The 14,396-nt window shown below is 71.0% G+C and carries 11 protein-coding genes; 4 read left to right on the forward strand and 7 right to left on the reverse strand.

Annotated elements, in window-relative coordinates; all coding sequences use genetic code 11:
• Window positions 1-11 precede the first annotated feature (11 nt).
• From EKH77_RS31480 to EKH77_RS31490, 3 genes are all read right to left on the reverse strand, one after another.
• Entirely contained in the window at window positions 12-641 is a 630-nt protein-coding gene (locus tag EKH77_RS31480; RefSeq protein ID WP_126917577.1) for a hypothetical protein, read from the reverse strand.
• Between the two features lie 221 nt (window positions 642-862).
• Window positions 863-1,522 carry a hypothetical protein gene (locus EKH77_RS31485; RefSeq protein ID WP_126917578.1) on the reverse strand — a complete coding sequence of 220 codons (660 nt, stop codon included), beginning with the start codon at window positions 1,520-1,522 and terminating at the stop codon, window positions 863-865.
• Window positions 1,523-1,733: 211 nt separating this feature from the next.
• Entirely contained in the window at window positions 1,734-2,231 is a 498-nt protein-coding gene (locus EKH77_RS31490; RefSeq protein WP_126917579.1) for a hypothetical protein, read from the reverse strand.
• A 69-nt stretch (window positions 2,232-2,300) separates the two neighbouring features.
• Here EKH77_RS31490 and EKH77_RS31495 point away from each other — a divergent pair, with 69 nt between their 5' ends.
• The 4 genes from EKH77_RS31495 to EKH77_RS31510 all read left to right on the forward strand — a co-directional run bounded on the left by EKH77_RS31495 (window position 2,301) and on the right by EKH77_RS31510 (window position 7,758).
• Window positions 2,301-3,431 (forward strand): IS701 family transposase, encoded by a 1,131-nt coding sequence (locus EKH77_RS31495; RefSeq protein ID WP_430981041.1) that lies wholly within the window; start codon window positions 2,301-2,303, stop codon window positions 3,429-3,431.
• Between the two features lie 868 nt (window positions 3,432-4,299).
• Window positions 4,300-4,812: a hypothetical protein gene (locus EKH77_RS31500; RefSeq protein WP_126917580.1), complete on the forward strand. Its 513-nt coding sequence runs from the start codon at window positions 4,300-4,302 to the stop codon at window positions 4,810-4,812.
• 165 nt (window positions 4,813-4,977) lie between these two features.
• A complete protein-coding gene (locus EKH77_RS31505) occupies window positions 4,978-6,540 on the forward strand; it encodes a serine/threonine-protein kinase (RefSeq protein WP_240667644.1) in 1,563 nt (520 codons plus the stop codon).
• A gap of 714 nt (window positions 6,541-7,254) precedes the next feature.
• A complete protein-coding gene (locus tag EKH77_RS31510) occupies window positions 7,255-7,758 on the forward strand; it encodes a hypothetical protein (protein ID WP_126917582.1) in 504 nt (167 codons plus the stop codon).
• 18 nt (window positions 7,759-7,776) lie between these two features.
• Here EKH77_RS31510 and EKH77_RS34195 read toward each other — a convergent pair whose 3' ends face one another.
• From EKH77_RS34195 to EKH77_RS31530, 4 genes are all read right to left on the reverse strand, one after another.
• Complete coding sequence (locus EKH77_RS34195; protein ID WP_240667645.1) at window positions 7,777-10,674, reverse strand: aminotransferase class V-fold PLP-dependent enzyme; 2,898 nt, start codon at window positions 10,672-10,674, stop codon at window positions 7,777-7,779.
• Window positions 10,667-11,506, reverse strand: a complete 840-nt coding sequence (locus tag EKH77_RS31520; protein WP_126917583.1) for a hypothetical protein — start codon at window positions 11,504-11,506, stop codon at window positions 10,667-10,669. Before EKH77_RS31520 ends, EKH77_RS34195 begins: the two co-directional genes overlap by 8 nt.
• Complete coding sequence (locus EKH77_RS31525) at window positions 11,503-12,960, reverse strand: pyridoxal phosphate-dependent decarboxylase family protein (protein ID WP_126917584.1); 1,458 nt, start codon at window positions 12,958-12,960, stop codon at window positions 11,503-11,505. Before EKH77_RS31525 ends, EKH77_RS31520 begins: the two co-directional genes overlap by 4 nt.
• Window positions 12,961-13,083: 123 nt before the next feature.
• A complete protein-coding gene (locus tag EKH77_RS31530; RefSeq protein WP_126917585.1) occupies window positions 13,084-14,334 on the reverse strand; it encodes a GNAT family N-acetyltransferase in 1,251 nt (416 codons plus the stop codon).
• Window positions 14,335-14,396 lie beyond the last annotated feature (62 nt).

Here is a 14,396-nt window from a genome sequence, read left to right on the forward strand (position 1 = left end):
AGGGCACGTCCCTAACATACGGACGACGCGGGCAGGTTCAAGGCGCGTGCGAGGGCCACGGTGACCGAGGCGGCGTGGTCGGGCAGGTACTGGGCGGCCCAGTCGGCAGCCAGTTGGAGGAAGTCGGCCATGTCGCGCTCCGCCGTGGCGAGCAGACGGCGCAGCTCGGAGAGGGGGAGTTCGATCACGGGGCTGTCGTCCTGCTCGGCGTCGACGGTCAGCCGGACCGTGTCGCCGAAGCGTTCGGCGAGCGGGGAGGGGTCGTGGCCGAAGGAGGCCCAGCCGTCGCCGTCGAGGATCTCAAGCCAGTCACGCCACTCTTCCAGCCCGTTGCAGCAGCCGGGCAGCAAGGTGGTGCCGGTGGTGGTGTCGGTGACCCGCAGGCCGCCGGGCGCGAAGAGGTCGTGCGTGGTGAGCAGTCCGTGCAAGAAGGATCCGAGCGGGTCGGCGGGCCGCGGCGGTCGGTCGTCGTCGGTCTCGACGTTGTTGCAGTCGGCGATGCGCATGATCGCCGTACCGAGCTCGGCCGGGCCGAGCGCGCCGCTGAGGGGCAAGAAGCCGTACGCCTCGAACTCGGCGACCGGCCAGAGGGCGAAGCCGTCGGGGGAACACATCTCCAGAACAGGTTGCAAAACGATCACCTGGCGAGTGTGCCGCAACCATCATGGGCACGGCCTCCTGATTATCCACGCGGCTTCGTGGGGAGGGTTGGCCGGAGTCGTTGGGCATGCGGTTTTCTGGTGTGGGTGGGCCCCCTTGATGCCGGCGCTCGCTGCCGATGCGGGCTGGGCCGCGTTTCCATTGGAAACGCGGCTCGGTGGGCGGGGCTGGGACCGTCCGGCCTTTTCGCGTGGCGCCCTGGCTACTTGACCTTCAGCTTGGTGAGTGCCGTGGTCCAGTCGGCGGCGATGGCCTGCTGGGCGTCGCGGAGCTGTACCTGGCCGGAGCAGATCGCGGTGTGGAGCTTCGACTCGACCTGGTCCTTCGGGTTGTTCGGGCCGCCGCCGGGCGTGTGCCCGGGGGAGGGCGGCTCGACCCAGAGGTTGCGGGGGTCGTTGGGGTCGCCGCCGAGCTCGAGGCTGATGAGGTGGTCGTACTCGGCGTCGTGCAGGGAGTCCTTGTCGCCGTAGGAGGCCGCGTTCGCGATCTTCTCCGGGCCGGTGACCGAGACCGGCGGGCGGATGCCCTTGGTGTACCCGGACGGGTTGCAGATCGTCTGCGCAAGGTTCGACTGCGTGACGGCCGGGCTCAGAGCGCCCGGCGTGCACGCCGGATCCGGCAGCGGCTCCTGGGCCTGGGTGTAGCGGAAGTGGCACGTGCCTGGCGCGGGCTGCTTCTGGACGGTGTATCGCGCTTGCGGTCCGGGGCCCGTCGGTATGCTCCCGTCGCTTGCCGCCGCAGTGTGGCCGGCGGGCTGAAGATTCGTTTCTGCGGATATGGCGGCGCTGGACGCGGGGCTGCTGGAGCAGCCGGCCAAGGCGAGTACGGCGAACGCGGCTGCCGGAATGTGACGACGAAGCATGGGTCCCCCCGTGAAGTGACTGATGCTGACGAAGCTATCCGTCCCACCTCGTCGAACTCGTGTCCGTGCGTGGAACTTGCACTGGGTTTGGCTTGAACTTTTATCCGGCTTGGTGCCCGAGCCCGAGCCCCGAGGGGGTCCGTTGCGCTCGGCACACATCACACGCATCACACGCATCAAGAGAGGAAGCCGTCAGCAGCGGACCAGGTCCTCAGTAGTCGAACGTCTCGAAGGTGACGACTGCGGTGTCCTCGCTTTCCCAGCGGACGTCCACCCTCACCTCATCGGCCTGAAGACTGCCCGGCGGCCTGAGGACGCCGAGGGCGAGTCCTTCCTTCCGTTCCACCGCGCTGTCGGATCCCGCCCCGCCCGGCCGATTCCGCTCTCCGGAGAGCGAAGCGAGCCAGGGGCGGGCATCGGCGCGCGCGATGCGAAAGGTGCCCGACTGCGTGTGGCCCGCAAGGCCGCCGCTGAGTTCGGTGCACCGTTGGTCGCTCGCGTGGTCGGGAAGCACCCAGCCCATGGCATACATGGCCTCCGAGCAGGCCATCGGGCGTTCTTGAAGACCCTCGTCGACGGTGTCCTCGACCCCGGTGATGGCGTATGTCAGGCCGCCCAGGGCCGCAGCCGCGGCCAAGGCGATGAGCCACAGCGCCTTGCGGCGCTTCGGGCGAGGGGCGGGCGCTGGGATCTCCGTGGCTATAGACACCGAGAAAGTATGACCTAATACTGCAATCACACTTGGGTGTGGTTGAGTTGACGTGTGACTGAGCTCGGGGTGGGGTTGGTTGAGGAGTGGGACGGGGTGCTGGCTGGGTTGCATGCCCGGTTTGCGTCGCGTTTCGCGAGGTCGGAGCCGCGGGGTCGGGCTCTTGCGTATATGCGGGGGCTGATCGCTCCGCTGGAGCGGAAGAACGGCTGGACGCTGGCGGAGCGGGCAGGGGACCGGTTGCCGATCGGGATGCAGCGCCTGCTGGGCGAGGCGGACTGGGACGCTGACGGGGTCCGTGACGACGTGCGCGGCTACGTCGTCGAGACGATCGGTGACAGGGACGCTGTCCTGATCGGCGACGACACCGGGTTCCTGAAGAAGGGCGTACGGTCTGCCGGCGTCCAGCGCCAATATTCCGGAACCGCCGGACGGACGGAGAACTGCCAGGTCGGCACCTTCCTGGCCTACGCCTCGTCGAAGGGGCGGGCTCTGATCGACCGGGAACTGTACGTGCCCGCCTCATGGACGGACGACCGTGAGCGGTGCCAGGACGCGGGGATCCCGGACGAGGTTCCCTTCGCGACGAAGACCGAACACTTCAAGGCCATGCTCAACCGTGCCATGGAGGCCGGGGTGCCGTTCGCGTGGGTCACCGCGGACGAGGCCTACGGGCAGTCGAAATCCCTGCGGTGGTGGATGGAACAGCGGGCGGTCCGCCACGTGATGTGCGTGAAGACCAGCGACACCGTCATCACGCGTGGCATGGGCGAACGGCGTGTCGACGAGCTGGTGGCCGGTCTCGCACCGCAGGCCTGGAAGCGTCTGTCCGCGGGAAAGGGATCCCACGGCGAGCGCATGTACCAGTGGGCGCGGATCCCGATCCGGATCTGGTGGGAGAACGGCCACGGCCACTGGGTCCTGGCCCGCCGCAGCCTCAAAGACCCGGCCGGTATCGCCTACTACGTCTGCTACGGACCTGTCGGCACCCGGTTGAAAGACCTGGTCAGGGTTGCCGGCGCCCGCTGGGCCGTCGAGGAGTGCTTCCAGACCGCGAAGGGCGAGTGCGGCCTGGACCACTACCAGGTCCGCCTCTACCACGCCTGGTACCGGCACATCACCCTCGCCATGGCCGCGCTCGCCGCACTCACCGCCGTCCGCGCCCACGAACTCTCAAAAGGGGAAACAGCGGTGGCCTGATACCGCTGTCCGTGGCAGAGATACGCCGCCTCATCGGCCATCTCCTCCACCCCGCCCACCTCACCATCCACCACCATCTGGACTGGTCACACTGGCGAAGACTCAGCCAGACACGCGCCCGCAACAGTCACTACAAACAACGCGGACACATCCCATAACTGTGATTGCAGTACTAATCGGTATGACCGCACTTCAACCCGGGGATGCGAAACCGACTTGCCACCTACTCGGACCGATCTACCTTCCATGAAGGGTGATCGATCCGGATACCTGGCAGGCTCAGACCGGCCACCGGTGTTGGTTGGTGATCTCGGGCCGGTCCGAAAGGTCCTCACCGGAGCCCCATCCGGGTCCCGGACGTACGCTCTTTTGCCGAACCTGGTGGCTCGGCCCGAGCACTTGAGCACGCTGATGGCTCGCTTGACCTCGTTCGTGCGGGTATACCGAGACCGGTTGAACACGGTGGCTGACCACCGTGACTGTCGCGCCGCTGTCGGTCGGCCCGCTGGTCCCGGCGCTCGGGGATCGTGTGCCGGGTCTGCCGCCGTCGCAGGTATTGCCTGTTGCGGCGGGAGCTTGTCGTCACGCCACCGCCGTGAGCCGCCGATTGCCTCGATTGCCTCGTCGGGGCGATGCCCCGCAGGAGAGTGGCGTCGCCCTGGTACCCGTGCTGGTTGGCGTCGGGTTCCAGCAGTATGCCCGTGCCAGGCAGTGCTGACTTTATGGTGAGCGAGGCACTCGGATCAGCGTTGGGTAAACGCGCAACACCGTGGGCCCGCGCTTCGCGGGCATCGCGGTGGAGGCGGTCCGAGCGAGGGGCCAGGCGTAGCCGAGGGACCTTCGGTGCTCCGGCTCGCATAATGGTTCGATGAGTCCGACCGCCCCACCTGTTCGTTTCCGGGACCCACGCCGCACGAAGTACGACTTCCTCGGGTCCGTCCTCGTGCGCTGCCCCAACTGTGACAAGGTCGCGCATGTCGTGCCGGTACCGGGTCCGACCGGTGCGCAAGATACGGGCCTCTTCGCATCGAGGCGTCTCGTCTGCCGGAGTTATGGGAGGGCGAGGGGGTGGAACCGTGGTTACGTGGCGTTCCACCGGGACCGGTACGGGCCGGCCACGGACCCGTACTTCGGTCTCCGTCTGTGGCTGCAGACCGAGACCAGGCACGGCAGGCTATGGGCCTACAACATGGAGCACCTGGCCCTGATCAAGAGATTCGTGGAGGCGCCGCTGCGAGAAGGGATCGCCTGGCACGACCACGGCCGGAAGATGACTGTCGTGGCCCGCCTGCCCGCGTGGATGCAGCAAGCCAAGAACCGCGACGAGGTGCTGCGTGCCATCGCCCGCATCCATGCGTCGCTGCTCCGTAGCCGATTCTGAACACTGAGCGAGGCCGCCAACCGCCCTACCGGTATGCCGCCGCGCTGGGTGGTGCTCCCGCCGCCGGGTACCGTCTGTAGCCTGCGGGCAAGTTGGGTATGGGGCGGGCTCGAAGTGACGGGGGCACGGGTGGGGACGGAGCCAGGAGGCGACGAGGGCCGGGTGGTGGCTGGGCGTTTTCTGTTGCTGGGACGGCTGGGCAGCGGCGGGATGGGCACTGTCTGGCGTGCGCGTGACCTGCAGTTGCAACGGGAGGTCGCGCTCAAGGAGGTCAGACATCCGGGGACGGACGGCGACGGTGACGCGGCACGCGTACGTGAGCGAGTGCTCCGCGAGGCGCGGGCACTGGCACGCCTCCAGCACCCCAACGTGGTGACCATCCATCAGGTTCTCGACGACGAGCCCGTGCCGTGGCTGGTGATGGAGCTCGTCGCGGGCACCTCCCTCCAGGAGCTGTTGGAATCGGGCCCACTGCCGCCGGACCGTGCCGCCAGGATCGGGTGCGATGTGCTGGCCGCTCTGCGAGCCGCTCACGAGGCCGGGGTGGAGCACCGGGATGTGAAGCCGGCCAACGTCATAGTGAGACCGGACGGCACGTCGGTGCTGACGGACTTCGGGATCGCCGCGATGGAGGGGCTGCCGGGACTGACCGTCGAGGGCGGTGTCGTCGGGACACCGGAGTTCGTCGCACCCGAGCGGGCGGCGGGCGAGCGCGGCGGGCCCGCGGCCGACCTCTGGTCTCTCGGGATGCTCCTCTACACGGCGGTCGAGGGCGTCAGCCCGCTGCGGCGTGACTCCCCGCTGGCGACCCTGGCCGCCGTACGGGAGGTCCCCCTCCCGGCACCACGCCGTGCCGGCCCGCTCGAGCCCGTCCTCCGGTCGGTGCTGGCCAGGGTCCCCGCGGAGCGTCCCGCCGCGCCGGCACTCGCCGGGATGCTGGCCGCCGTCGCACGAGGGGACGGTTTTGACGGGGATACGGCGGTGCCTCATGTGCCTCGTGCGCTTCATGTGCCGACGATGGTGGATGCGCGCGCAGCCGGGCCCGCGAGCGAGCCGACATGGGATGGGGCTCTGGGTACCACTGCGGTGCCCGGGGGCACCGGGAGCGCCCGGGGGCGAGTCCGACGCGGCGTCATCGTCCTCGCTTGCCTCGTGACAGGTGCGGTCGCGGCTGCCCTGTGTGTCAGGGCCGTGAATGACAGCAGCGCCACGGCCTCGGGCACGTCCGCGGCCCCGGCTCCCACCGTCTCCGCGCCGCTCGCGAGCAAGCCGGCGCCGGCACGCGGCCCCGCACCGGATGCGGTCGGCCTGCCCACCGGCCCGGGCTCGGACTCGGGTCTCTCATCCGCCTCCCCGTCACCGTCGGCCGAGGAGGGGGAGGCACCGGCCGGGGGATGGCTGGCCCAGCTGGCCTCGGTCAGCGTCTCCGACGGCACCGGAGCCCGCGACCGGGAACTGGCCGCCGTCCGGAGACAGGTGCCGGGAGCCCAGGTCCTGCGCAGCGACTCCTACGCGTCCCTTCGCCCGGGCTACTGGGTGGTCTACGCGCCGGGATCGTTCCCCGACGGCCGTTCCGCCGTGGCCTTCTGCACCTCTATCGGCCGGACGACCGATAACGAATGTGTGGGCCGGTACCTCAGTCACCGCGCCTCCGACATCGATCTCGTCTGCCTCCACGCCCCGGGAGGCGGAACCGCCGGCCGCTGCGAGCGGGACGGGGTCGGCTGACCTGTCTGCGACGAGGACCGCTCGGCGTTCCTCGCCTCGTGCCGCCGCGAGTCGATGCGGGCGGTCGGCGAGCCGGGTGTGCGGGCGGACGGGCGCCTTCCCGGCGATGTTCAGGGGCACTACGGTCGGTCGGTGGAGGACGGTGCGCGACACCGCGGTGGTATCGGGGCGTTGCAGCCGTCGCCCTGGCCGACGACGGAGTGCTCGATGGGATCACACCGCCGCTGACGGCTCCCCGCGCGCTGGGCTTCGGTGACGTCGCTGAAACCTCAGCCGCGTCACCGGACGGACCGTCACCCGAGTCGTCATGGACGACGACGAGTGGATATTCACAGAGGTCGCCGGCGGGATGCCGCGGTCGGCCGCGGAGTTCGCGCTGATGATGTTCGCCGCATCGCGCAACGGCGAGTTCAACGCCACCGACCCCACACTGGAGGCCGTCGTCGGCCACCCTGTGAAGACCGTCCGGGAGGTCTTGGAGGCCGTCGGCATCGATTGTCCGCGACGCGAGGGACGCGGCGTTGGCGGGGCGCGCTGGTGGAGTCCCGCGCCGCCCACGGGCACCGTGCTGCTGCTCGTCGTCGGCTTCTGCCTCGTGCGCCGGACGTGCTTCGGGTCGGGGCGAAAGGATGCTGCAGTCGGTACGCGGTGGCTTTGCGGGAGGGGTGGGCGGATATGGGCGGACGGTTCTCGTGGGGGCGGAGGCTCGGGTGCGTGGTGGCGGGGGCGCTGGCCGCGCTGGTGCACGTGGCGCCCGACGCGTCGGCGCACGCCTCGCACGCTGCCGATGCCGCTGCCGTGAGTTGCGCGGGGAGCAACACCATCTCGTTCTCGCCCGGCCTGTCGCTGACGGCGCGGCGGACCCGGATCGGCGGCGACGGTGCGTACACGTGTCTTTCCAGCGATCCGGCGCTGCGGTCCGGGGTGTCCTCGATCAGCGGTGGCGGGTGGAACGGCTGCTTCTTCTCCGATGCGACCACCGTCGAGCGGATCACCTGGAACACCGGGGAGCAGACGACGGTCGTCTATCGCCTGGGGAATGTGCAGCAGGTGGCCGGGCATGCGGTCGTCATGGTTGTGGGCCGGGTGGTGAAAGGGAAGTTCACGGGACACACGGTGGCCTCACCGGGGCTTCAGCTCACATTCGATCCGCTGCAGTGCGCGTCGAGGGGCGGGGTGGAGCTGATCACTGGGCCGTCGACGCTGGTGATCGTCTGACCGGGCGGCCGTTCCAGGTCAGATGTCGCGGCCGTAGCGGGTGACCAGGTCCAGTACGTACGCGACGTCGGCGCGCGTGCTGGTGGGGTTGATGGTGCACATGCGCAGCACGGTGGCTCCGCGCACCGTGGTGGTGAGGAGGACGGCTCCGCCGTCGGCGCACACCCGCTGGCTGATGTGCGCCTGCGCCGCGTCGGCGTCCCATGTCGCGGGCGCGTCCCGGGGCCGGTAGCGGAAGGTGAGGATGGCGAGGCTCGGCGGCGTGACCAGCTCCAGCTCGGGGTGGGCCTCGACGAGCCCGGCGGCGTACTCGGCGAGGTCCGCGCCCTGCTCGATGGCCCGGCGGAAGGCTCCGGCGCCGAACGTCTTCAGGGAGAGCCAGAGCTTCAGGGCGCGCAGACCCCGGCTCTGCTGCGGGCCGTAGTCGGAGAGGTTGACCTCCTCGCCTGCCGGGGCGGCCGGATGGGCCGGCCGGAGATAGCCCTGGTCCAGGGCGTGGCGTGCCACACCGAAGGTCTCCGGGAGCAGTTCGGGACGCCGTAGCAGGACACAGCCGATCTCGTAGGGCTGGAACAGCCATTTGTGCGGGTCGACGGTGAGGGAGTCGGCCCGGCCGAGGGCGTTCCGCAGATGGTGACCGCGTGGGGTGCCGGCGACGGCCGCGCCGTGGGCACCGTCGACATGCAGCCACAGGCCTTCCTCCTGGCACACATCGGCCACGCGGTCGAGCGGGTCGACGGTCCCGGTGCCGGTCGTGCCGAGCGTGGCGACGACGGCGAAGGGGCGCAGCCCCGCGCGACGGTCACCGCCGATGCGCCGCGCCAGGGCGTCGGCGTCCAGACGCAGGTCGTCGTCCGGGGGCAGGACGGTGAGCTGTTCGCGGGTGAGGCCCAGGAGGTGCGCCGCCTGTGCGACGGAGGGGTGGGCCTGGGAGGAACAGTACAGCCGGGCGTGCGGCTGCGGCCGGCCGTCGAGTCGGTGGTCGCGGGCTACGGCCAGGCACGTGAGGTTGGCCGTGGAGCCGCCGCTGACGAACAGGCCGCCGTGGCCGTCCGGGAGGCCCAGGAATGTCTTCAGCCAGCGCAGCGTGGTCAGTTCGATCTGGGTGGGGCCCGCTCCGACGAGCCAGGCGCCGGGGACGGAGAGGTACGCGGAGGCCAGCGCGTCGGCGAGCACGGCCGGGAAGTTGCCGGTGGAGGGCACGAAGGCGAAGCAGCGCGAGTGGTCCAGCCGGGTCGCCTCGGCGAGTGCCCGCTCGGTGACGTGGTCGAGGAGGCCGGGCAGGTCGCGTGTGCCGTGCTCGGGGAGGGGCTCGTCGAGGGCGACCCGGAGAGTGCCGGGGGAGGGGGCGTGGCAGGGTGGGCGGGAGCCGGGAGTCGTCATCCGGTCGATGACGAGGTCGATGGCGTGGCGGCCTGCCTCGCGCATCCGCCGCTCGTCCAGGCGCAGGGGCGGCAGCTCGTCCTCGGTGCGCCGGTCGTCGTCCTGCCTGGCGCTTCGGTCGTCCTTCCAGGCGTTCCGGTCGTGCCAGCACTCCTCTTCCTCGGCGTTCCGGTCGTTCTTCTCGGTGCACCCGTCGCCCTCCTCCGCGTCCGGGGCGAGGGCCGCGATCCAGGCTGAGGCGTCGGGCCGCAGCCGTGGGCGGGGCAGCAGTTCCGCGACCGGCCCCGGGAACTGGACGAGCGCCAGCTCCTGGCCCGCGGTGACCGGCCCGGAGTGGGCGACGGCCCACCACAGCGCCTCGTCATCGGCCAGCCGGGACACCACGGGCGGCCCGTCGAGCGGTCCCGTCACCGCGCCGCCGAGCCTGCGGTAGCGGCCCGTCAGGGGCGGGCGGCGCACCACGGAGTCCGTACGGGCGTGCACCACGAGCTGGCTGGGGCGCAGGCTGGCCGGCAACCGTCCGGCCGCCGGAGGGGGCAGGGCGGGGAGGAGGAAGGACAGGACGTGCAGGCCCAGGGACGGCAGCAGGCCCGTCGCGCCCTCGGCGGTCTGGACCAGCGACACCACCGTCTGGAAGCGCGGGTTGACCTCGACGGCCCGCAGCCGGCCGCCGTCCTCCACCAGGTCCAGGCCGAAGACACCGCGGAAACCGCGTCCCCGCAGGACTTCGCCCACGTGGTACGCGGCCGCCCGTGCCTGCCCGTACAGCCCCTCGGGCAGGTCGTCCGGGCCGACGAGCTGGTTGCCGCAGTGCGCGCCCCAGGAGGCGGCCAGTTCGGGCAGTCCGACGAGCTGGTGGGAGACCGCCGAGACGACGGTCCGGTCCGGCCCGGCGCACGCGGTGACGGTCAGGGAGATCCCGGGGGAGAAGCGGCTGAGCTTGACGGGTTCGTCCGGCCAGGCTTCCAGGCGGGCCCGCAGCCCCGACGGCCCGTCGACGGGGACGGTCCCGCGGCCGAGGAGGTTGTTCTCCGCCCGCTGGGCGACGGCACGCGGCCACCGGCCGTTCCAGTACGCCTCCGCAGGCTCGCGGCCCGTCGCGGGGATCACCACGAAGGGCGGGACGGGGATATCGGCCTCGGCGAACAGTCGCGTGGCGCTGACCTTGTCGGCGGCCCACGCCGTGACGCCGGCGTCCGGGGCCAGCAGCCGGTAGCCGTGCGTACGGGCCCAGATACGGGCGTTGTCCCCGTGCTCGGGAGCGAAGGACACACAGACGCGGCGAGGATCGGGCGGCGGGCACGGCTGCCGGCCGGGTTGGGGTTCCGGGGGTTCCGGCAACGGCTGCCAGGCGGAGACCGGCTCGTGCCGGAGCCAGGGAGGCGTCGGCTGGAAGGACGCGCTCACGGCGGGGCAGTGGTCGAGCCACACGACCTCGTCGACCAGGCCGGCCAGCAGCCGCAGACCGGTGTGTGCGTCGATGCCCTCGATATCCCCCACGGCCTGCGGGGCAGGACTCACGCGCTCACTCATCTGTCGCACGGTCGCTCCTGTCCCGGGTGGTGTGCTGACGCAGGAGCGAGGCGCCGTCCGGCACGCAGCGCTCACAGATCTCGGCGTGCGCCTTCCGGTTCCGCCGCTGTGCCGCCCGCAGCAGAGCCGCCTCGTGGTGGATCATGGCGAGGGAAGGCGTCAGCGGCGACAGGCCCCCGAGCGCGGCCGTGAGGGCGCGCGCCCGCTCGGTCATGACCTGGTGCTCCTGATTGAGCATTCCGGAGAAGCCCGGTGGGGCGAACGGCGGCTCCATCGTGGGCCGTACGTCGTTCGCGTAGACGGAGGCGGGGAAGTCCGAGGCGTAGGCCATGGTGGCGGTGGCCGCGTCGTACAGCGCCCGCAACCGCCCCAGGCCGTGGGGAACGGAACCCCACCGTGCCGCGCCCACGGTGGCCAGGGTGTCGTCGAGGGTGCTGTTCATGGTGGTCAGGAGGAGATGGAAGAGCTGATGGCCGAGTTTCCAGCGGCGCAGTGCGTCGCCCGGTCCGTCGGTGGGACCGTCCGGTGCGGATCCCGGCACGGATCCCGGCACCGACGGCAGCCACGCGGCCAGTGTGGCGTGGGAGGCGTGCACCAGGCCGGTCAGGACAGCGGCACGCTGGGAGTCGTTGAGACCGGTGTGCGGAAGGTCGGCGAGGACGGCTGACTGGAGTCGTAGCACGCCGCGGGTCCAGGACGTCAGGTCCGGCGCGTGACGCGCGATGTGGAAGTACCGGTCGTAATCGGCGGTCGTGGCATCGGCCACCGCCCGGACGGGGATGCGCGAGTCTGTGGCCAGGGGCAGCGGGACCGGCGGCATATCGCTGTTCATCGGCCGCGCCTCCGAGGAGCAGTCCAGGACGCCTTGGCCAGCTGCTCCACCCGCTGGTGCAGCCGCTCCAGATACAGCTCGCTCTCCGGTTTCATCAGCACGCTGCGCAGCACGTGGGTGTCGTCGGCGTCCGCGACGGCATCGGCGCGGCGGGCGGTGAACGCGTCGGCGCTGACACGGGCGACGCTGAGGAAGACGGGGTCCTCCTTGGCGTTCATCCCCCGGTGCATCACCTCCTCGCTCGCCACGCCGACACGGGACAGGCGAGGTGGCGAACTCACCGGAGAGGCCGGGTAGTACGTCACGATGTCGAGTTCGGGAGGCTGGTACGGCTCCAGGTACGGAGAGGCGTTGATCAGCTCGGACCAGCGGACGGCGGCCCGCCGCCCGGCGGCGAGCACCGCCCCGAGTCCATCCGGGATGAGCGGCAGCAGCTTCAGCGTCAGCCACAGAGCGGCGGCGGCCGCGCCGGAGCGGGAGCATTCGAGGCTGATCTCCCCCAGGTGGGGCCGGCGGGACGTGAAGTAGGTGTAGGGCGAGTCGTGCCGGAAGAACCGGGCGACGTCCGGGTCCCCGAACAGCACCGCTCCACAACCGTACGGCTGCAGCCCGTGCTTGTGCGGATCGATCGCCACAGAATCGCACTGCGCTATCGCCCGCAGAGCGGCGGCGGTCTCCGGCGCGAGGGACGCCCGCCGCCCGTCGGCTCTTCCGTCGGTTCTTCCGTTGGTTCTCCCGTCCGTTCTTCCGTCGGCCAGCAGTCGGAAGAAGCCGCCGTAGGCGGCGTCGGCATGGACGCGCACCCCGTACCGGCGCGCCAGCGGGACGACGCGGTGCAGCGGATCGACGGCACCCAGCGCCGTCGTACCCGTGGTGACGACGACCGTCCCGGCGACCCCGGTGGACAGCAGCCGGTCCAGCTCGCCCATGTCCATGCGCCCACGGGCGTCCACCGGCACCGTCTGTACGGGGACGCCCAGCAGGTGGCACATCCGGGCGTGGGTGTAGTGCGCCTCGGCGCTGACGGCGACCGCCGTGCCGGGGCGGCTCTCACGGGCGACGAACAGGGCTTCGAGGTTCGCCTGGGTGCCGCTGCTGGTCAGGTGCCCCAGGTGGGCCGTGAACCCGGCCATCCCCGCGAGCTGCTCCACCACCTCCTCCTCCATGGCGGAGGTCGCCGGACCGCCGTCCAACGCGTGGTTGTTGGAGTTGACCAGCATGGCGGCCGCGTAACCGGCGATCGCCACCGGATGCGGCGGTTTGAGCATCTGCCCCGCGTAGCAGGGGTGGAAGAACGGGTAACTGCCGCGCAGCCGGGCGGTCAGCTCCTCGAACGCCACCTCACAGGCCGCTTCGTCGACCGCCATCGAGGTATGCGTCGCGAACTCGCCGTACGCGCTCGCCCACTCCCGGAAAGCGTCGACTCCCCGCCCGAGCCAGTACTCCAGCTCCATACCCACCCCCGGTGCCGGCCCCCACTGACCCGATCACCGTAGCGGCGGAAAATCACCCCATCACGACAATCAGTGGTTATCACCTGAAAGAAGTGGATCCCCGTCGGTGGAACCGCGAAGCGGTCAGAACCAGTGCAGGCAGTGCGGGGCGCGGTCGGAGCGGAAGAGGGTGTCGGCGAGGGCGGCCGCGTCCGGGTGGTGGGCGTGGATGTGCCCGGCGCGTACGAGCGTGCTCGGGGCGGTGCCGCCGAGGTAGACGGAGCCCAGGTCCCTCACGTCCAGGGACAGGTCGGGCTCCCGGTCCGTCGGGACGCAGTCGGCCTTGCCGTTCCGGACCGTCAGCAGGTAGCGGCCGCGTTCCGCGGAGGAGGGGCCGCCGAGGAACGGGTCGTCGACGTCGAGGACGAGCTCGCCGTCCGCGAACCAGCCGCGCGCGGTCAACGCGCGCGGGACGTCCAGCAGCCGCACCCAGAGCCAGTCGGTGTCGTCGCTCACCTGGCCGGCCCGGAAGTCCGCGAGCTGCCAGCGCAGCGGGTGCTCGGGCGGGAAGTGCTTGAACTCGACCCGAGTGACCAGGTCGTGTCCGAGGACGAACCGGGCCAGGGCCGTGACGACGGCATCGTCGGTGGCGATGGTCTCGTCGACCTTCAGGATGCCGGAATCGACCCAGTAGCTGGCGTAACCGTCCGGGACGCCGTCGGCGTCCCGGTGGAGGGCGATGTGACGCGGCGTCGGCGCGATCGGGGGCTGCCCCGCGCGCAGGTCCCACCAGCGACGCGGCCGGGACAGCGCGCCGGGCCGGGCGCGGCGGTACCGGTCGTAGACCTCTTCCAGGATCTCGCCGCACTCGGAACTCCGCAGCAGCTCGACCGAGCCCGTGAGCGCGTCAGAGCCGGTGTCCGAGCCGGCGGTCCCGCGTGCCCGGGGGAGGGCGAAGGCGGCCTGCCCACGCGCCACTGTCAGCTGCCGCGTGTACGTCGCCGGTCCATAGCCGAACCTGCCGTAGATCGGGAACTCGGAGGCCAGCAGCACGGAGAGATACTCCCCGCGCGCCCGGAGCCCGTCGAGCTGATGCCGCATCATCGCGCTGAGGACGCCCCGGCGCCGGTGCGAGGGCAGGACGCCGACGAAGCTCACCCCGGCGGCCGGGGCGAGGGTCCCACCGGGCAGGGTGAGCTCGAAGGAGTACGCGCCGGCGGTGCCTATGGGCCGGCCGTCCGGCGTCAGGGCGAGCAGGCAGCGGTCCGTTTCGAGCGCCGACCACCAGAGCCCGCCGCCACCGTCGGCCGGGGTTTGCGGGAAGTCCCCGAACGCGGCGTGCAGGGTGTCGACGAAGACGTCGAGATCCTTGTCGGTCGTGGGACGGATCTCCATCGGTGCCGCCGCCTCCCCGTGATACCGGCACCACGACGCGTGGTGCCCCGCTCACAGTGCAG

Origin of the sequence: Streptomyces luteoverticillatus (genome assembly GCF_003970715.1) — a bacterium.
Lineage (GTDB): Bacteria > Actinomycetota > Actinomycetes > Streptomycetales > Streptomycetaceae > Streptomyces > Streptomyces abikoensis.

Bases quoted from the DNA above. Each gene is read 5' to 3' on its own strand.
- EKH77_RS31485 (WP_126917578.1), bottom strand. From the start codon at position 1,522: ATGCTTCGTCGTCACATTCCGGCAGCCGCGTTCGCCGTACTCGCCTTG.
- EKH77_RS31500 (WP_126917580.1), top strand. From the start codon at position 4,300: ATGAGTCCGACCGCCCCACCTGTTCGTTTCCGGGACCCACGCCGCACG.
- EKH77_RS34195 (WP_240667645.1), bottom strand. From the start codon at position 10,674: ATGAGTGAGCGCGTGAGTCCTGCCCCGCAGGCCGTGGGGGATATCGAG.
- EKH77_RS31520 (WP_126917583.1), bottom strand. From the start codon at position 11,506: ATGAACAGCGATATGCCGCCGGTCCCGCTGCCCCTGGCCACAGACTCG.
- EKH77_RS31525 (WP_126917584.1), bottom strand. From the start codon at position 12,960: ATGGAGCTGGAGTACTGGCTCGGGCGGGGAGTCGACGCTTTCCGGGAG.
- EKH77_RS31530 (WP_126917585.1), bottom strand. From the start codon at position 14,334: ATGGAGATCCGTCCCACGACCGACAAGGATCTCGACGTCTTCGTCGAC.